Source organism: Calidifontimicrobium sp. SYSU G02091, from assembly GCF_022631395.1.
GTDB classification, from domain to species: domain Bacteria; phylum Pseudomonadota; class Gammaproteobacteria; order Burkholderiales; family Burkholderiaceae_C; genus Calidifontimicrobium; species Calidifontimicrobium sediminis.
This window is the reverse complement of the sequence record NZ_JALBGB010000001.1, coordinates 98,299-116,446: the sequence shown is the minus strand read 5'-3', so window position 1 is coordinate 116,446 and position 18,148 is coordinate 98,299. Positions and strand designations below refer to the sequence as shown.

Sequence of the window (18,148 nt, the reverse complement as noted above, 5' to 3'; positions counted from 1 at the left end):
GACCGGCGGGCGGCCGGTTTCGGGGTGGGCGGTGGGGCGGTCAGGCCGCGTCGTCGACTTGCACGCGGTGCGCGTGCAGCGCTTCGAAGATCGGCGCGTCGCCGAAGCGGAACAGGTCCAGCGCGGTGTCGCCGTCGGCCTGCGCACTGAACGGCACCCACGACGGCACGACGAACATGTCGCCGCGGCCCACCGTCCACGTGTGCTCGCCGACGCGCACCGTGCCGCGGCCGTCGAACACCTGGTAGACCGACGAGCCGACCTCGCGCCAGGTGCGCGTCGTCGCGCCGGCGCGCAGGCGGTGCATCTCGGTGCGGATCGTCGGCAGCACGTCGCGACCGCTCGTCGGGTTCGTGAAGCGCACCGCGGCGTGGCCGGGGCTCAGCGTGACGGCGTGGCCCTCCTGCTCGAGCGCGAGCTGTTCGGCGAGCGCGCGGTCGGTGTCGACCCAGCGGTAGGCGAGCAGCGGCGTGGCCGGCAGTGCGTCGGGCTGCGAGACCGGGCGCAGGCCCGGGTAGCCCCACACGCGCTCCGAGCGCGAGCGCTCGGGGGTCGTCATCTCGGCGGGCGTGAGCTTGTCGCGGCCGAACTCGAAGAACTGCGACTCGGTGTAGTACGAGAACGGAATGTCGAGCCCGTCGATCCATGCCATCGGCTTCGTCGCCGCGTTGTGGTGCGCGTGCCAGTTCCAGCCGGCCTGCGGCAGGAAGTCGCCGCGCGACATGTGGATCGGGTCGCCGCCGACGACGGTCCACACCCCCTCGCCCTCGACGACGAAGCGGAACGCGTGCTGCGTGTGCCGGTGCTCGGGTGCGTCTTCGCCGGGCATCAGATACTGGATCGCGGCCCACAGCGTCGGCGTCGCGTAGGGCTTGCCGCCCAGCGACGGGTTGGCCAGCGCGATCGCGCGCCGTTCGCCGCCGCGGCCCACCGGCACCAGGTGCCCGGCCTGGTCGGCGAGCGCCACCAGACGGTCCCACCGCCACAGGTGCGCGCTGGCCTTGCTGCGCGGGTGCGGCGGCATCAGGTCGCCGATCTCGGTCCACAGCGGCACGAGCAGCTCCTGCTCGAAGCCGCGGTACAGCTGCTCGAGCGCGGGCGACGGCTCGGGCTGGCCCGGGCCGGCCTGCATCGTCAGGCGCACGGGCGACAGGGGCGGGTGGGTGTTCATCGGCGAGTCTCCTCGCAGCGGTGTCACTCGGCCGCGCCGACGTGCAGCACGATGCGGCCGACGCCTTCGACGCTGCCGTCGATGCGGTCGCCGGGCACGACTGGGCCGACGCCTTCGGGTGTGCCGGTGTAGATCAGGTCACCCGGCTGCAGGTGGTAGTACGTCGACAGGTCGGCGATCAGCTCGCGGATGTTCCAGATCAGCTTGTCGACGTTCGAGCGCTGGCGCGGCTGGCCATTGACGGTGAGCACGATCTCGCCGCGATCGACGACGACGCCGGGCATCGGCACGATCTCGGAGATCACCGAGCCCTGCTCGATGTCCTTGCCGAGGTCCCACGGCCGGCCCTTCTCGCGCGCGGCGAGCTGCAGGTCGCGCCGCGTCATGTCGAGGCCGCAGGCGTAGCCGTAGATCAGCGCGTGTGCATCGGCGTCGGCCACGCGGAACCCGGGCTTGCCGATCACGACCACCAGTTCCATTTCGTACTGGTAGTCGCTCGTGCGCGGCGGGTACGGCACGGTGGCGCCCGACTCGACGAGCGTGCTCGGCGACTTCGTGAAGTAGAAGGGCACTTCCTTCGACTTGTCGACCGGGCGGCCCATCTCGACCGCGTGCGCGTGGTAGTTGCGCCCGACGAAGAACAGGCGGTTGACGGGGGCGCGCTCGGCGCGGCCGCGCACGGGCACCGAGGGCACGGCGGGCGGGGTCCAGAGGTGGGCGGTGGTGGTCACGGGGATCCTCGGGGGCGGGGGTGGGGTGGGCAGCGGCGCGCTCAGGACGCGGCGAGGCAGTTGTCGACTTTCCAGCCGTACAGCCACTCGAGCGCGTCGTAGAAGCGCTCGGGCGTGCGGCCCTGCCACAGCGAGTTGCGCACCAGGCGCTCGACGCCCTTGGCGTGGTAGAGACGACCCATCTCGCGCGAGCTGAGCACGATGCGCGCGGTGCGTGCGACACGCGAGCGCTGGTACAGGTCGAGCGCTCGAGTCCAGTCGTTGTCGTGCACGCGCAGCGCCTCGCCGAGCGTGACCGCGTCTTCGAGCGCCATGCAGGCGCCTTGCGCCATGTACTGCGTCGTCGGATGCGCGGCGTCGCCCAGCAGCGTCACGCGGCCGTAGGTCCACTGCCCGATCGGCTCGCGGTCGGCGGTGGCCCAGCGCTTCCAGCTCTTGGGCAGGTCGATGAGTTGCCGCGCCTTCGGGCAGATGCCCTGGAAGTAGCTCTGCACTTCGTCCTTGCTGCCCTCGCGCACGCCCCATTCTTCGCGCTCGCGCGAGTGGAACGTGACGACGACGTTGTACTGCTCGCCGCCGCGCAACGGGTAGTGCACGAGGTGGCAGTTGGGGCCGGCCCACAGGCTGGCGGCATTCCACTGCAGGTCGACCGGGAAGTCCTTCTTGTCGACGACGGCGCGGTAGACGACGTGGCCGGTCACGCGCGCCGGGTCGCCGACGTACTGCTGGCGCACGACCGACTTGACGCCGTCGGCGCCGATCAGCGCGATGCCGCGGTGCGCACGCCCCTGCTGGTCGAACACGGTGACGCCGCTGTCGTCCTGCTCGACGTGCTCGACGCGCGTGGAGGTCAGGAACTCGACGCGGCCGGTCTCCTGCGCGCCTTCGAGCAGGCTCAGGTGCACGTCGACGCGGTGGATCACGGCGTACGGGTTGCCGAAGCGCGCGCGGAAAGCCTCGCCGGTGGGAATGCGGCCGATCAGGGTTTCGTCGATCGCATCGTGCATCACCATGCAGTCGGTGTAGACGGCGCGGCCGCGCGCCTTCTCGCCGACGCCGAGCGCGTCGAAGGCCGAGAACGCGTTCGGCCCGAGCTGGATGCCCGCGCCGATCTCGCCGATCTCGGGCGCCTGTTCGAGCACCTTGACGTCGAAGCCGCGACGCACGAGGGCCAGCGCCGCGGCGAGGCCGCCGATGCCACCGCCGGCGACGATCACGGGACGATGCGAGGACGAAGGGTTCATCGCGGTCTCCTGTATTTTGTACACTTATGATTTGTGTACTGACGATTAGTGTAAGAATAAAATGAAATCCACTGCATCAGGGTTAACCCTAGATCCGCCCATCATGCCTCGCGCCGACATCCCAGTCGTCGACCTCGGCGAGTTGCCGGGCCACTTCATTCGCCGCCTGCACCAGATCGCGGTGGCGATCTTTCTGCAGGAGACCGAGGCAGCCGGCGTGACGCCGGTGCAGTACGCGGCGCTGCAGGCGATCGCCAACCAGCCGGGCGTCGACCAGCGCACGCTCGCGCGTTCGATCGGGCTGGACACCTCGACGCTGGCCGGCGTCATCGATCGCCTCGAGGCGCGCGGGCTGGTGCAGCGCAATGCCTCGCCCGACGATCGGCGTGTGCGGCTGCTGACCCCCACTGCCGAGGGACTCGAACTGCTGGTGCAGATCGTGCCGGCGATGCACCGGGCGCAGGCCCGCATCCTCGAGCCGCTGCCAGCGGCGCAGCGACGCGAGTTCATGCGCATGCTGCGCACGCTCGTGAATGCGAACAACGAGCTCAGCCGCGCGCCCAGCGAAGCAGGCTGACGGCGCGCGGTGGCGTCGCACCCCGCCGACGGCGCCGGTGGGGGCCGGACGCTATATCGTCAGACGTCGATGTTCGCCGCCCGCAGCGCGTTGGTTTCGATGAAGTCGCGGCGCGGCTCGACGTCGTCGCCCATCAGCATCGTGAAGACGCGGTCGGCCTCGATCGCGTCGTCGATCTGCACCTTCAGCAGCCGCCGCACGGCCGGGTCCATCGTCGTTTCCCACAGCTGTTCGGGGTTCATCTCGCCGAGGCCCTTGTAGCGCTGGCGCGAGACGCTGGCCTCGGCCTGCTGCATCAGCCACGCCATCGCGGCGCGGAAGTCGGCCACCTGCTGTTCCTTGCGCCGCTCGCCCTCGCCGCGGCGCACGACGGCACCCGGCCCGAGCAGGCCCTTGAAGGTGAGGCCCGCCTGGCTCAGCGCCTCGTAGTCGGCGCCGTGCACGAAGTCGGCGGTGATGACGCTGGCCTTCACGTTGCCGTGGTGGCGGCGGCTGATGCGCAGCTGGTGCTTGTCGATGCGCGCGTCGAACTCGGCAGCGACGTCGGCGTCGTGCAATGCGGCCTTCAGCGCGGCGGCGCTGGCCTCGGCGTCGGCGGCGGTGTCGAGGTTGAGCACCAGCCCGTCGGCGATCGCGCGCAGCGCCTCGACGTCCATCCACGCCGCGAGGCGGCCGATGACGTTGTTGGCGACCACGTAGCGGCGCGCGAGCTCCTCGAGCGCCGAGCCGGTGATGGCCGGGCGGCCGTCGCCGGGGTCGACCTCGGCGCCGTCGAGCGCCACCTGCAGCAGGTACGCGTCGAGCTCGTGGCCGTCCTTCAGGTACTGCTCGTGCTTGCCGTGCTTGACCTTGTACAGCGGCGGCTGCGCGATGTAGATGTGGCCACGCTCGACGAGCTCGGGCATCTGGCGGTAGAAGAACGTCAGCAGCAGCGTGCGGATGTGCGCGCCGTCGACGTCGGCATCGGTCATGATGATGATGCGGTGGTAGCGCAGCTTGTCGGGGTTGAAGTCGTCGCCGCCCATGCCCTTGCCGATGCCGGTGCCCAGCGCGGTGATCAGCGTCAGGATCTCGTTGCTCGTCAGCAGCTTCTCGTAGCGCGCCTTCTCGACGTTGAGGATCTTGCCGCGCAGCGGCAGGATCGCCTGGAACTTGCGATCGCGTCCCTGCTTGGCACTGCCGCCGGCCGAGTCACCCTCGACGATGTAGATCTCGGACAGCGCCGGGTCCTTCTCCTGGCAGTCGGCGAGCTTGCCGGGCAGGCCGAGGCCGTCGAGCACGCCCTTGCGCCGCGTCATCTCGCGCGCCTTGCGCGCCGCCTCGCGCGCCTTCGCGGCCTCGACGATCTTGCCGCAGACGATCTTCGCGTCGGTCGGGTTCTCGAGCAGCCAGTCGGTGAGCTTGGACGCGACGATGTCCTCGACCGGGCCGCGCACCTCGGAGCTGACGAGCTTGTCCTTGGTCTGGCTCGAGAACTTCGGCTCGGGCACCTTGACGCTGATGACGCAGGCCAGCCCCTCGCGCATGTCGTCGCCGCTGATCTCGACCTTGGCCTTTTTCGCGAGTTCGTGGTCGTCGATGTACTTGTTGATCACGCGCGTCATTGCCGCGCGCAACCCCGTCAGGTGCGTGCCACCGTCGCGCTGCGGAATGTTGTTGGTAAAGCACAGGACCGACTCGCTGTAGCCGTCGTTCCACTGCATCGCGACCTCGACGCCGATCGTCGTGCCCTGTTCGCTGACCTTCTCGCCCACCGCGTGGAAGATGTTCGGGTGCAGCGTCTTCTTGCCCTGGTTGATGAACTCGACGAAGCCCTTGACACCGCCGGCGTAGGCGAAGTTGTCCTCCTTCTGCGTGCGTTCGTCGACGAGGCGGATGCGTACGCCGTTGTTGAGGAACGAGAGCTCGCGCAGCCGCTTGGCGAGGATGTCGTAGTGGAAGTCGGCGTTCTGCTGGAAGATCTCGTCGTCGGGCAGGAAGTGCACCTCGGTGCCGCGCTTCTCGGTCTCGCCGATGACTTTCATCGGGCTGACGGCCACGCCGTCGCGCATCTCGATGACGCGGTCCTGCGGCACGCCCTTGCGGAACTCCATGAAGTGGACCTTGCCGTCGCGGCGCACGGTCAGCCGCAGCCACTTCGACAGCGCGTTGACGCAGCTGACGCCCACGCCGTGCAGCCCGCCCGAGACCTTGTAGCTGTTCTGGTTGAACTTGCCGCCCGCGTGCAGTTCGGTCAGTGCAATCTCGGCCGCCGAGCGCTTGGGCTCGTGCTTGTCGTCCATCTTGATGCCGGTCGGGATGCCGCGGCCGTTGTCGATGACGCTGATGCTGTTGTCGCTGTGGATCGTGACGATGATGTCGTCGCAGTGGCCCGCGAGTGCCTCGTCGATCGAGTTGTCGACGACCTCGAAGACGAGGTGGTGCAGCCCGGTGCCGTCGGACGTGTCGCCGATGTACATGCCGGGGCGCTTGCGCACCGCTTCCAGCCCCTCGAGGATCTGGATGCTGTTCTCGCCGTAGCCGGTGTCGGCGGGTTTCGGGTCAGGACTCTGGGGGTCGGTCATCGGGGGCATTCGAGGCCGCGCAGCGGCCGGGGGGTCTGTCTGACGGGCACCCCCGTTCGGCGGGGGGCCGGGGGTGCGGTGGGTTCCGCGCCGCGGATCTGAAGCGCTGCAAGGCGCTTCAGATCCGCATCGGCATCACGACGTACTTGAACCCGGACTGGCCGGGCACGGTGATCAGCGCACTGGCGTTGGCGTCCTGCAGCTCGATCTTGACCATCTCGGCGTCGATGTTGGCCAGCGCGTCGATCAGGTACGTGACGTTGAAGCCGATCTCGATCGCGTCGCCGGCGTAGTCGATCTCGAGTTCTTCCTTCGCTTCTTCCTGCTCGGCGTTGCTCGACGCGATGCGCAGCAGCCCGGGCTCGAAGTTCAGGCGCACGCCCTTGAACTTCTCGCTCGTGAGGATCGCCGCGCGCTGCAGCGCGGCCAGAAGCGGCTCGCGGCCGAGCGTGACGGCGTTCTTGTGGTTCTTCGGGATCACGCGGTTGTAGTCGGGGAACTTGCCCTCGACGAGCTTGGTGACGAACTCCATGCCCGAGAAGCGGAACTTGGCCTGGTTGCTCGCGAAGCGCATCTCGATTGGCGCCGCCTCGGCACCGGCCTCGTCCTTCTTGTCGTCCTTGAGCAGCCGCTGCAGCTCGAGCACCGTCTTGCGCGGCAGGATGACTTCCTGCTTCGGAATCTCGGCATCCAGCGTGGCCTGCGCGAGCGCGAGGCGGTGGCCGTCGGTGGCGACCAGCGTCAGCGTCTTGCCCTCGGCGACGAACAGGATGCCGTTGAGGTAGTAGCGGATGTCGTGCACTGCCATCGCGAAGTGCACCTGGTTGATGAGCCCGCGCAGCACGGCCTGCGGCACCGAGAACGCCGGGCCGAACTCGGCCGACTCGTTGACGAGCGGGAAGTCCTCGGCCGGCAGCGTCTGCAGCGTAAAGCGGCTCTTGCCGCCTTGCAGCGTCAGCTTGTTCGCGCTTGACGACAGCGTCACTGTCTGGTCGGGCGGCAGCGAGCGCAGGATGTCGATCAGCTTGCGCGCGCCGACCGTCGTCGCGAATGTCCCGTCGTCGCCGCCGAGCTCGGCGCGCGTGCGCACCTGGATCTCGAGGTCGCTCGTCGTCAGCTCGATCGTCGGGCCGTTCTTGCGCAGCAGCACGTTGGCCAGGATCGGCAGCGTGTGTCGGCGCTCGACGATGCCGGCCACCGACTGCAGCGCGCCCAGCAGTTGTTCTTGTGCTGCTTTCAAGACGATCATGTCTTCCTCTTGGACTGGTGGTTCTGGTGGAGCCGCGCCGGATCTGTGGAGAACGTGATTTTCGCCTTTTCCGACAAGGGCTTGGCGTGCGCTGAACAGTGTGGGGCGAGTCGGTATCGGGCGCGCGACGGACGACGACAACTTCGCTGTTCGGCGCGGGGCTGTGGATGAGGGCGGGCTTGTTCGGAAGTTGTCCCCAGCGTCGCGGGCGGCCCGGGTTCAGCCCTTGAGCGTCTGCTCGAGCACGTGCAGCTGCTGGTTGAGCTCGCCGTTCTTCTGTCGCTCCCCGCCGATCTTGCGCACCGCGTGCAGCACCGTGGTGTGGTCGCGTCCGCCGAACAGCTCGCCGATCTCGGGCAGGCTCTTCTGCGTCATCTCCTTGGCCAGGTACATCGCGATCTGCCGCGGCCGCGCGATGGAGGCAGGGCGCTTCTTGCTGTACATGTCGGCGACCTTGATCTTGTAGAAGTCGGCCACCGTCTTCTGGATGTTCTCGACCGAGACCTGGCGGTTCTGGATCGACAGCAGGTCCTTCAGCGCCTCGCGCGCGAGGCCGATGTTGATCTCCTTCTGGCTGAAGCGGCTGTAGGCGAGCACCTTGCGCAGCGCGCCTTCGAGTTCGCGCACGTTCGCGCGCACGTTCTTCGCGATGAAGAACGCGACGTCCTCGGGCATCTCGGTGCCCTCGGCCTGCGACTTCTTGATCAGGATCGCCACACGCATCTCGAGCTCGGGCGGCTCGATGGCCACCGTGAGCCCGGCGTCGAAACGGCTGGTCAGACGCTCGTCGATGTCGACCAGGCCCTTGGGGTAGGTGTCGCTGGTCATGATGATGTGCGCGCGCTTGGCCAGCAGCGCCTCGAAGGCGTTGAAGAACTCCTCCTGCGTGCGCTCCTTGCCGGCAAAGAACTGGACGTCGTCGATCAGCAGCAGGTCGAGCGCGTGGTACTTGGCCTTCAGCTCGTCGAAGGTCTTGCGCTGGTAGTTCTTGACGACGTCGCTGATGAACTGCTCGGCGTGCAGGTACAGCACCCGCGCGCTCGGGCGGTCCTTCAGCAGCGCATTGCCCACCGCGTGGATCAGGTGCGTCTTGCCCAGGCCGACGCCGCCGTAGATGAACAGCGGGTTGTACATCTGCCCCGGCGCGCCGGCGACGTGCAGCGCGGCGGTGCGCGCCATCTGGTTCGCGCGGCCGGCCACCAGCGTGTCGAAGGTCAGCGCCGGGTTCAGGCGGTGCGGTGGCAGCGCCGGCACGCTGATCGCTGCGGCAGCGGGTGCCTGCAGCGCGGCGCTGGCCAGCGTCGCTGGCGACGCGGGTGCCGCCACGGCGGGCGCGGCGGACGGGGTGCGCGCGGCCAGGTTCAGCTCGAGGCGCACCGGCTTGCCGGCAAGCTCGCTCAACAGCCCCTCGATGCGCGCGCCGTACTGCGAACGGATCCAGTCAAGCTTGAAGCGGTTGGGCACGCTCAGCCTGACGGTGGCGGTGTCGCCGTGGTCGGCGACGTCGGCCGGCGGCAGCGGGCGAATCCAGGTGTTGAACTGCTGTTCGGGCAGTTCGGCGGCCAGACGTTCGCAACCGCGCTGCCACAGGTCGGCGTGACGGGGGATTTCCAAGCGGCCCTCTTGTCGATCGGGTGGGGTTCGTTCTTGTGGAGAACGCGCGATGTGCAGCGGCGCATTCTATGCCGGCCAGGGTGCCGAAGCCGTGGTTATCCACAGCGCCGCGATCCGCGTCAAGGCCCGCCGAAGCCGCATGCCGTCGTGCAAGTCGTTGACCGATAACGGGGTTTTTGCTGTAATGCGCGGTTTCCCGAAGTCGAGTGCGGCGCCGCGTCGTGTACGAGCCGCGTGTCCTCGGGTGGCGTCCCGGGGCGGCTTCGCGGTTGCGCATCACGCCGGCATCACGACCGGATGCGGGCCGAGGCGGTCGCAGCGTGTGCCGCCATCGAAGTCCATGGGCGGTGGCCGTCGAACCGGCAGTGACTGTCTTGTCTCGACTGCCGTGGCACTGCGCAGGCGCTGGACGAACCGATTTGCAGCGAAGGAACCATCATGAAACGCACCTATCAGCCCTCGAAGACCCGCCGCGCACGCACGCACGGCTTTCTCGTGCGCATGAAGACGCGTGGTGGCCGCAAGGTCGTCAACGCCCGCCGCGCCAAGGGCCGCAAACGTCTGGCCGTCTGAGTGCTGCGGCGCGCCGCATGCCCGGCCGCGTCGTCCACAGCGTCGATTTCCAGCGCGTGCTCGCCACGGCTCCGAAAGCGCGAAGTGCTCACTTCGCTGCTCATCACGTGGCCGATGAACCATCGCGCACGCGAGGGCGGCCGCCAACCGTCGCTGCGGAAAAGTTGTCCACAGAGACCGACCGCGATGTTGCCGGACCTGTGGACAAGTTTCGGCCGGGGCAGTGGCTCGGTCTCGTCGTGCCGAGACGCTTGGCGCGTCGCGCCGTGACGCGGCAACTGCTCAAGCGTCAGATGCGTGCGGCGCTGCAGCGGCACGCGGTGGCGTTGCCGGGCGGGCTGTGGGTGTTGCGCCTGCGCAGCGGCTTCGATTCGCAGCGGTACCCGTCGGCGGCATCGACGGCATTGCGACAGGCGGTGCGTGGCGAACTCGATGCGCTGCTCGTGGCCGCAGCCGCAGCCACGCGGCGCTGAACGCGAGGCGGTTCGCGATGTCACCGCGCCACTGGCCCCGCCAGTTGCTGATCGGCCTCGTGCGGGGCTATCGGCTGCTGCTCAGCCCGTGGCTGGGCAGCGCGTGCCGTTTCTACCCGACGTGCTCGGCCTATTCGCTCGAGGCGCTCGAGCGCCACGGCGCGCTCGTGGGCAGCTACCTGACCGTCGCGCGCGTGCTGCGTTGCCACCCATGGTGTGACGGCGGCTGCGACCCGGTGCCCGAGTCACCCCCGCGCCTGTTCGGCTTCCTGGCTTCCGATCCGAACCGAAAGATCCCATGACGGATATCCGCCGTACCCTGCTGTGGGTCGTGTTCACGATGTCGCTCGTCCTGCTGTGGGACGCGTGGAACAAGCACACCGGTCAGCCTTCGATCTTCGGCGGCGCGCCGCCGAAGCCCGCCGCAACGGCGCCTGCCGAGGGCATGGTGCCCAACGGGGTGCCGGCGCCCGCGTCGTCGGCCGCACTGCCGGCGCCGGCGGCTGCGACCGGCACCGGCGCAGCGGTGGCTGCGGCGGCCGCCAGTGCCGCGGCGCCCGCAGCGGCCAGCGAGCAGGTGACGCTGACCACCGACTTGCTGCGGGCGACCTTCGACAGCCGTGGCGGCGACCTCGTGCGCGTCGAACTGCTGCAGCAGCGCGATCAGAAGGACCGCAGCCGCAACGTCGTGCTGTTCGATCGCAGCGCCGAGCGGCTGTACCTCGCGCAGACCGGGCTGATCAGCACACGCGCCGGCGCCGCCCTACCCAACCACCTGACGGTGATGAGCGTCGCACCCGGCGAGCGCGAACTCGCCGCCGGCCGCGACACGCTCGAACTGCGCTTCGAGTCGCCCGACGTCGGCGGCAGCAAACTCGTCAAGACATACACGCTGCGGCGCGGCGAGTACACGATCGGCGTGCGCCACGAGGTCGTCAACACCTCGACCGACGCGACGATCGACCCGCAGCTGTACCTGCAGCTCGTGCGCGACGGCAACCCGCCGCCGGGCGAGTCGTCGTTCTACTTCACGTTCACCGGGCCCGCCGTCTACACCGACGCGGGCAAGTTCCAGAAGATCGACTTCAAGGACATCGCCAAGGGCAGTGCCAAGCACGACCGCAGCGCCGACAACGGCTGGATCGCGATGGTGCAGCACTACTTCGCGTCGGCGTGGCTGGTGCCGCAGGGCCAGACGCGTGAGTTCCGCAGCGCCAAGATCGGTGACAACCTGTACTCGATCGCGATGGTGCTGCCGCTCGGCGAGCTCGCACCCGGCGCGAGCAAGGTCCACGAGGCGACGCTGTTCGTCGGCCCGCAGGAGGAACGCAGGCTCGCGGCGCTGGCGCCGGGGCTCGACCTCGTCAAGGACTACGGCTGGTTCACGATCCTGGCCAAGCCGCTGTTCTGGCTGCTGTACGAGCTGCACGCGCTGATCGGCAACTGGGGTTGGGCCATCGTCGCGCTCGTCGTGCTGCTGAAGATCGCGTTCTACTGGCTCAATGCCAGCGCCTACCGCAGCATGGCCAAGATGAAGGCCATCGGACCGCGCATGATGGAGATGCGCGAGCGCCTGAAGGACAAGCCTCAGCTGCTGCAGCAGGAGATGATGAAGCTGTATCGCGAGGAGAAGGTCAACCCGCTGGGCGGCTGCCTGCCGATCCTGGTGCAGATGCCATTCTTCATCGCGCTGTACTGGGTGCTGCTGTCCAGTGTCGAGATGCGCAACGCGCCGTGGATCGGCTGGATCACCGACCTGTCGTCGATCGACCCGTACTTCATCCTGCCGCTGCTGATGACGGCGTCGACCCTGTTCCAGACTTGGCTGAACCCGACGCCGCCGGACCCGGTGCAGGCCAAGCTGATGTGGATCATGCCGCTGGTGTTCAGCATCATGTTCTTCTTCTTCCCGGCCGGCCTCGTGCTGTACTGGCTGACCAACAACGTGCTGTCGATCGCGCAGCAGTGGTGGATCAACCGGCAGCTCGGCGTGACGAAGTGAGCGCCTGATCGGCGCATGCCGCGAAGCCCCGCCGGTGCCGCCGCGGGGCTTCGCGCTTTGTGATGCCCGCAAAGCCGCGCGACGCCGTGGCGTAGTGCGCGCACGGCGCGGTTCCCCGCGGCCGCGGGGTGTAATCCGGCGCGGCGATGCCGACAATGGGTTTGCGGGGCAGACCCGGACCGAGACCGCCTCGGCCGGCTCGGGAGTCGCGCCGACGGGCGATGCACCCCGTCGCGCTCCCCCCGCGCCAACACCCTGCGGTACGGCGGCGACAATCCGCTGCCGTGCTGCCGCGCCTGTCGGACCCCATCATCGCGATCGCCACCGCCCCCGGGCGCGGTGCGGTGGGTATCGTGCGCGTGTCGGGCCGCGATCTGGCGCCGCTGATCGCGGCGGTGTGCGCGCGCCCGCTGCCGCCGCGGCACGCCGTCTACGGCGCGTTCGTCGATGCCCACGGCGCCGCGATCGACCACGGGCTGGCGCTGCACTTCCCGGCGCCGGCGAGCTACACCGGCGAAGACGTGCTCGAGCTGCAGGCCCACGGCGGTCCCGTCGTGCTGCAGCTGCTGCTCGCGCGCTGCCTCGAAGCGGCTGCCGAGACGGATCCCGCGACCGGGCGCGAGCGGCTGCCGGGCCTGCGCGTGGCCGAGCCGGGCGAGTTCACGCAGCGCGCGTTCCTCAACGGCAAGATGGACCTCGCGCAGGCCGAGGCGGTGGCCGACCTGATCGACGCCAGCACCGAGGCCGCGGCGCGCTCGGCCGGACAGTCGCTGTCGGGCGCGTTCTCGCGCGAGGTCGATGCGCTGCGTGAGCGCATCGTGCGGCTGCGCATGCTCGTCGAGGCGACGCTCGACTTCCCCGAGGAGGACATCGACTTCCTGCGCCAGGCCGACGCCGACGGGCAGCTCGCGGCGATCGTGCACACGCTCGACGCGACGCTGGAGCGCGCGCGCCAGGGCGCGCTGCTGCGCGAGGGCATCCACATCGTGCTCGCCGGCCAGCCCAACGTTGGCAAGAGCTCGCTGCTCAACGCGCTGGCCGGCGCCGAGCTGGCCATCGTGACGCCGATCCCGGGCACGACGCGCGACCAGATCGGGCAGACGATCCAGATCGAGGGCGTGCCGCTGCACGTCGTCGACACCGCCGGGCTGCGCGAGACCACCGACGAGGTCGAGCGCATCGGCGTCGCACGCAGCTGGCAGGCGATCGCCGGCGCCGACGCCGTGCTGTTCCTGCACGACCTGACGCGCCGCGGCCAGCCCGACTACGACGCCGCCGAGGCGGCGATCGCGCAGCGCCTCGGGCTGCCCGCCGCCGAGGCCAGCGACGCGCGCGTGCTGCACGTGTTCAACAAGGCCGACGCGGCGCCGCCGCGCGCGCTGCCCGTCGGGGCGATCGCGCTGTCGGCGCGCAGCGGCGAGGGGCTCGCGACGCTGCGCCGCGCGCTGCTCGAGCACGTGGGCTGGCACGCGGTGCCCGAAGGGGTGTTCATCGCCCGCGCGCGCCACGTGCAGGCGCTCAGGCGCACTGCCGCGCACCTCGCGCGCGCCGGCGAGCATCTGCACGCGCCGAACCCGGCGCTGGACCTGTTCGCCGAAGAGCTGCGCCTGGCGCACGACGCGCTCGGCGAGATCACCGGCCGCATGACGCCCGACGAGCTGCTCGGCGAGATCTTCGCGCGCTTTTGCATCGGCAAGTGAGCGCGCGGCGGCGGCGCGGCCGGTGTCAGTGCCGTCAGTGCCCGTCGAACTCGACCAGCGTGTGCACCGCAAGACCCGCGTCGCGCAGCTTCTTCGAGCCGCCGAGCTCGGGCAGGTCGACGATCGCGGCACCCTCGATCACGGTCGCGCCGAGCCGCTCGAGCAGCCGCTTGCCGGCCATCATCGTGCCGCCGGTGGCGATCAGGTCGTCAATCAGCACGACGCGCGCGCCGGGCTGCACGGCGTCGGTGTGCATCTCGACGGTGGCGTTGCCGTATTCGAGCTCGTAGGTCTCGGCCACCGTCTCGAACGGCAGCTTGCCCTTCTTGCGGATCGGCACGAAGCCGACGTTGAGCTCGTAGGCCACCACCGCTCCGATGATGAAGCCGCGCGCGTCGAGCCCGGTGATCGCGTCGGGCCGGGTGTCGAAGTAGCGGTGCACGAACTCGTCGATCAGCACGCGGAACACGCGCGGCTGCGCGAGCAGCGGCGTGATGTCGCGGAACATCACGCCCGGCTCGGGCCAGTCGGGCACGGTGCGGATCGTCTGCTTGATCAGGGTGCGAGGGTCCATCGCGCCGCGATGATAGGCGCGCGGCGTGCGGCCGCTTCAGGCGAGGTTCAGCCGCGCGAGCACCTGCGGGCGGCCGCCGTCGGTGGCAGCTTTCAGCAGCAGGCCCTCGGCCGACGAGGTCGAGTTGCCGGTGAGGTCGTTGAGCACGAACTGGTGCGTGACCCAGACCTCGAAGCGAGCGGCCGGCACCGCGGCGAGCGCATCGCGCAGCTGCGCGATGCGGCGCTCGCGGGTCGTGGCGTCCGCGCCGGTCGGCGACGCGAGCGCATCCCACACCACGTGGCGGCCGAACGCGAGCTGCGCCGTGTCGATGCAGCGGCACCACGGGCTCGATCGCACCGCCGCGGGCTCGAGCCCACGGGCGCGGAACCACTCGCCGAGCCGGCGCGCCTGCGCGCGGCCGTCGTCGCTCAGGTTGCGCTGCGTCGCGCAGTCGCCGAGGCGGAAGCCCGGCGGGTCGAAGGTGCCGGGCGCCAGCGCGTGGCGGAACGCCGCGACGACGCCGCCGGCGCGCAGCGCGTCGACGACGTCGTCGCCGGCCGCGCGTGCCAGGGCCGGCGCCGCCAGTGCGGCCAGCAGCAGCGGGCGGCGCCGCAGCCCGTCAGGCCACCGGCTGGAACGCATAGCCGTTGCCCGACACCGTCTTGCGGCCGAACGCGGGGAACGGGAAGTGGAAGCCGCCGACGAGCGCGTTGCTGGCGGCCACGCGCGCCAGCATCTCGCGGCGCACCTTGCGCGCCGCGTCGGGGTCCATGTCGAACTGCACGGCCCAGTCGGGGTTGCGCGCGAACAGCACCGGCACGTTGGTCAGGTCGGCGAGGTAGGTGAAGACCTGGCCGCCGGACGTGGCCTCGAACAGCGTATGGCCGGGCGTGTGGCCGAACGCGGCGATCGACGTGATGCCCGGCAGCACCGCGCTGCCCGGCTCGAAGCGCACCAGCCTGTCGGCCGGCATGCCGTCGAACACGCGGCGTGCGCCCTGGAACGCTCCCTTCAGGCCCTCGGGGGCGGCGGCCATCTTCGCGTCGTCCATCCAGAACGCGTGCTCGACCGAGGGCACGTAGACCTTTGCGTTCGGGAACGTCCAGCTGCCGTCGCGCTTGCGCAGGCCGTTGATGTGGTCGCCGTGGTAGTGGCTGACCAGCACGTGCGTGATGTCGCCCGGCTGCAGGCCGGCGGCGGCGAGGTTCGCGAGGAACTTGCCGGCGGTCGGCGGCGCGAACTCGCCCAGGCCGGTGTCGATCAGGATGCGCTCGGCGCCACGCACGATCACGAACGGCGTGAACGGGATGTCGATGTAGTCGGTCGACAGGTTCTGCGACGCGAGCATCGCCTTGACTTCGGCGATCGGCGCATTGCGCACGAACTCCTCGCCCAGCGGGCGGCGCGCGACGCCGTCGTTGACGGCGATGACCTCGATGTCGCCGACCTTCTGCCGCGCGAAGCCCGGGTTCGGCAGCGTCGGCGTGCCGAGGCTCGGCGCGCTTTGCGCCCAGACCGGCACGAAGGGCATCGCGGACCACGCGGCCGTGACGGCGGCCGCGCCGAGGAAGTGGCGTCGTTGCAGCATGCCGAACCCTTGGGTGACGATGTGAACGGCGGAGTCTGAGCGGAAACCGATGGGCACGGGCTTGCCCTCGGTCAATGCCTGACGGGGCCGAGGGTTTTCGTGCGGGGCGCGCCTCGCGGTTGCCGGCCTCGGGGCCGACCTGGACGGGCTCGCCGCTGCGGCACACTGCGCTCCCATGCCGATCCCGCGCGTCCACGTCGATGTCCCGCTCGCGGCCGGCGCACGCGTCGAACTGCCACCGGCCGCCGCGCGGCACGTGCAGGTGCTGCGTCTGCAGCCGGGCGATGCGCTGACGCTGTTCGACGGCCACGGCGGCGAATGGGACGCACGGATCGCCGGGATCGGGCGCCAGCGCGTGAGCGTCGAGCTGGGGGCCCACCGTCCCGTCGAGCGTGAGCTGCACCGGGCCGTGACGCTCGCGCTGGGCATGCCGGCCAACGAGCGGATGGACGCGCTCGTCGAGAAGGCCGCCGAGCTCGGCGCCGCGGCGGTGCAGCCGCTGGTTGCGCAGCGCTCGGTGCTTCGGCTGGCCGGCGAGCGCGCCGAGCGCCGCTGCGCGCACTGGCAGGCGGTGGCCGTCGCGGCGTGCGAGCAGTGCGGGCGCAACCGCGTGCCCGCCGTCGCGCCGGTGCGCGGGCTTGGCGACTGGCTGCGGGCGCTGCCCGCGGTGTCTCCCGATGAAGCCCGCCTTCTGCTGAGTGTCGCTCCCGACGCCATCGCGCTGCCGTCCGCCGCCACGGGTGCCCGCACGCTGATGCTGCTCAGCGGCCCCGAGGGCGGGCTGGATCCCGACGAAGAACGCGCCGCGCGCGAACGCGGCTTCGTGCCGGTCACGCTCGGTGCGCGCGTGCTGCGCGCCGACACGGCGCCGCTCGCGGCGCTGGCGTGGCTGGCGCTCCAGGACCTTGCATGAACCGACACCTGCTGCTGCTCGCGCTGGCCCAAGGGCTGTACCTGACGAACAACGTCGCGTTCATCGCGATCAACGGGCTGGTCGGCCTCGCGCTGGCGCCGGTGGCGTGGATGGCGACGCTGCCGGTCACCGGCTACGTCGCCGGCGGCGCGCTGGCCACCGGGCTCGTCGCGCGCCACCAGCGCCGCTTCGGGCGCCGCGGCGCATTCCAGATCGGCCTGGCGGTGGCGATCGTCTCGGCCGGGCTGTGCGCGTGGGCGGCGATGACGCGCAACTTCTGGCTGCTGACCGCCGCGACGATGCTCGCCGGCTACTACAACGCCAACGGCTCGCTGTACCGCTTCGCCGCCGCCGAGCTCGTCGCGCCGTCGTACAAGGAGAAGGCGATCTCGTGGGTGCTGGCCGGCGGCATCCTCGGCGCCGTCGTCGGCCCCAACCTCGCGAGTGCGACGCGCGAGTGGTTCGTGCAGCCGTTCGCCGGCGTCTACGTCGCGCTGATGGGTGTGGCCGCGCTCGGGCTCGCGGTGATCTCGCTGGTCCGCTTCCCGCCGCTGCCCGGGGCCGGCAGCGCCGCGCCGCAGGGGCGGCCGCTGCGCGAGATCGCGCGCCAGCCGGTGTTCGTCGTCGCGGTGGCCGGCTGCGCGCTCGGCTACGGCGTGATGAACCTGCTGATGGCGGCCACGCCGATCGCGATGGCGCAGTGCGCGCACCCGTTCTCGGCCGCGGCGCTCGTGCTCGAGTGGCACGTGCTGGGCATGTTCGTGCCGAGCTTCTTCACCGGCAGCCTCGTCAAGCGCTTCGGCGCGCTGCCGGTGATGACGGTCGGGCTGGTGCTGAACTTCGCCTGCGTCGCGATCGCGCTGTCGGGCGTCGACCTGATGCACTTCCTCGCCGCGCTGTTCGCGCTCGGCGTGGGCTGGAACTTCCTGTTCATCGGCGGCACGACGCTGGCCACCGAGGCCTACCGCCCCGAGGAGCGCACGACGGCGCAGGCTGGCGTCGACTTCTGGGTCTACTTGACGATGACGCTGACCTCGTTCGGCTCCGGCGCACTCGTGACCACCGGCGGCTGGACGTTCATGAACGTCGGCAGCCTGGTGCCGCTCGCGCTGCTGGCGGCCGCGCTCGGCTGGCTCGCGTGGCTGCGGCGTCGCCGCCCGGCGCCGCGTCCTGCCGCCTGAGCCGGCGATGCG

General features: G+C 70.3%; 17 protein-coding genes. 8 read left to right on the top strand and 9 right to left on the bottom strand.

Annotated features, from left to right (window positions below; genetic code table 11):
- Window positions 1-40: 40 nt before the first annotated feature.
- The 3 genes from MOJ79_RS00575 to MOJ79_RS00565 are packed head-to-tail and all read right to left on the bottom strand — an operon-like array spanning window position 41 to window position 3,146.
- Entirely contained in the window at window positions 41-1,171 is a 1,131-nt protein-coding gene (locus tag MOJ79_RS00575) for a cupin domain-containing protein (RefSeq protein WP_241922398.1), read from the bottom strand.
- A 23-nt stretch (window positions 1,172-1,194) separates the two neighbouring features.
- A complete protein-coding gene (locus MOJ79_RS00570) occupies window positions 1,195-1,902 on the bottom strand; it encodes a fumarylacetoacetate hydrolase family protein (protein WP_241922397.1) in 708 nt (235 codons plus the stop codon).
- A 41-nt stretch (window positions 1,903-1,943) separates the two neighbouring features.
- Window positions 1,944-3,146 carry a 3-hydroxybenzoate 6-monooxygenase gene (locus tag MOJ79_RS00565; protein ID WP_241922396.1) on the bottom strand — a complete coding sequence of 401 codons (1,203 nt, stop codon included), beginning with the start codon at window positions 3,144-3,146 and terminating at the stop codon, window positions 1,944-1,946.
- Window positions 3,147-3,249: 103 nt separating this feature from the next.
- Between MOJ79_RS00565 and MOJ79_RS00555 the strand changes: the two genes are divergently transcribed.
- A complete protein-coding gene (locus MOJ79_RS00555) occupies window positions 3,250-3,723 on the top strand; it encodes a MarR family winged helix-turn-helix transcriptional regulator (RefSeq protein WP_259374237.1) in 474 nt (157 codons plus the stop codon).
- Window positions 3,724-3,782: 59 nt separating this feature from the next.
- Here MOJ79_RS00555 and gyrB read toward each other — a convergent pair whose 3' ends face one another.
- From gyrB to dnaA, 3 genes are all read right to left on the bottom strand, one after another.
- On the bottom strand, window positions 3,783-6,287 hold the full coding sequence (gyrB, locus tag MOJ79_RS00550; protein ID WP_241922395.1) for a DNA topoisomerase (ATP-hydrolyzing) subunit B: 2,505 nt from the start codon (window positions 6,285-6,287) through the stop codon (window positions 3,783-3,785).
- A 118-nt stretch (window positions 6,288-6,405) separates the two neighbouring features.
- Complete coding sequence (gene dnaN / locus MOJ79_RS00545; RefSeq protein ID WP_241922394.1) at window positions 6,406-7,536, bottom strand: DNA polymerase III subunit beta; 1,131 nt, start codon at window positions 7,534-7,536, stop codon at window positions 6,406-6,408.
- A gap of 219 nt (window positions 7,537-7,755) precedes the next feature.
- Entirely contained in the window at window positions 7,756-9,150 is a 1,395-nt protein-coding gene (dnaA, locus tag MOJ79_RS00540) for a chromosomal replication initiator protein DnaA (RefSeq protein WP_241922393.1), read from the bottom strand.
- A 438-nt stretch (window positions 9,151-9,588) separates the two neighbouring features.
- On the opposite strand from dnaA, the gene rpmH reads away from it, so the two are divergent.
- The 5 genes from rpmH to mnmE all read left to right on the top strand — a co-directional run bounded on the left by rpmH (window position 9,589) and on the right by mnmE (window position 13,898).
- Complete coding sequence (gene rpmH, locus MOJ79_RS00535; protein WP_241922392.1) at window positions 9,589-9,723, top strand: 50S ribosomal protein L34; 135 nt, start codon at window positions 9,589-9,591, stop codon at window positions 9,721-9,723.
- Between the two features lie 17 nt (window positions 9,724-9,740).
- On the top strand, window positions 9,741-10,196 hold the full coding sequence (locus MOJ79_RS00530; RefSeq protein ID WP_241922391.1) for a ribonuclease P protein component: 456 nt from the start codon (window positions 9,741-9,743) through the stop codon (window positions 10,194-10,196).
- Between the two features lie 17 nt (window positions 10,197-10,213).
- Window positions 10,214-10,498, top strand: coding sequence for a membrane protein insertion efficiency factor YidD (gene yidD, locus MOJ79_RS00525; RefSeq protein ID WP_241922390.1), 285 nt, complete (start codon window positions 10,214-10,216; stop codon window positions 10,496-10,498).
- Window positions 10,495-12,198: a membrane protein insertase YidC gene (yidC, locus tag MOJ79_RS00520; RefSeq protein WP_241922389.1), complete on the top strand. Its 1,704-nt coding sequence runs from the start codon at window positions 10,495-10,497 to the stop codon at window positions 12,196-12,198. Before yidD ends, yidC begins: the two co-directional genes overlap by 4 nt.
- Window positions 12,199-12,482: 284 nt before the next feature.
- Window positions 12,483-13,898, top strand: a complete 1,416-nt coding sequence (gene mnmE, locus MOJ79_RS00515; RefSeq protein ID WP_241922388.1) for a tRNA uridine-5-carboxymethylaminomethyl(34) synthesis GTPase MnmE — start codon at window positions 12,483-12,485, stop codon at window positions 13,896-13,898.
- 34 nt (window positions 13,899-13,932) lie between these two features.
- Here the strand turns inward: mnmE and MOJ79_RS00510 are convergent, their stop codons facing one another.
- From MOJ79_RS00510 to MOJ79_RS00500, 3 genes are read right to left on the bottom strand one after another with little or no spacing between them, the layout of a single operon-like run.
- Window positions 13,933-14,472, bottom strand: coding sequence for an adenine phosphoribosyltransferase (locus tag MOJ79_RS00510; protein WP_241922387.1), 540 nt, complete (start codon window positions 14,470-14,472; stop codon window positions 13,933-13,935).
- A gap of 36 nt (window positions 14,473-14,508) precedes the next feature.
- Complete coding sequence (locus MOJ79_RS00505; RefSeq protein WP_241922386.1) at window positions 14,509-15,096, bottom strand: histidine phosphatase family protein; 588 nt, start codon at window positions 15,094-15,096, stop codon at window positions 14,509-14,511.
- Window positions 15,074-16,042, bottom strand: coding sequence for an MBL fold metallo-hydrolase (locus MOJ79_RS00500; RefSeq protein ID WP_241922385.1), 969 nt, complete (start codon window positions 16,040-16,042; stop codon window positions 15,074-15,076). The genes MOJ79_RS00505 and MOJ79_RS00500 overlap by 23 nt, the downstream gene beginning before the upstream one ends.
- 175 nt (window positions 16,043-16,217) lie before the next feature.
- Between MOJ79_RS00500 and MOJ79_RS00495 the strand changes: the two genes are divergently transcribed.
- Window positions 16,218-16,955, top strand: a complete 738-nt coding sequence (locus tag MOJ79_RS00495) for a 16S rRNA (uracil(1498)-N(3))-methyltransferase (protein WP_241922384.1) — start codon at window positions 16,218-16,220, stop codon at window positions 16,953-16,955.
- Window positions 16,952-18,136: an MFS transporter gene (locus MOJ79_RS00490; RefSeq protein ID WP_241922383.1), complete on the top strand. Its 1,185-nt coding sequence runs from the start codon at window positions 16,952-16,954 to the stop codon at window positions 18,134-18,136. Before MOJ79_RS00495 ends, MOJ79_RS00490 begins: the two co-directional genes overlap by 4 nt.
- Window positions 18,137-18,148 lie beyond the last annotated feature (12 nt).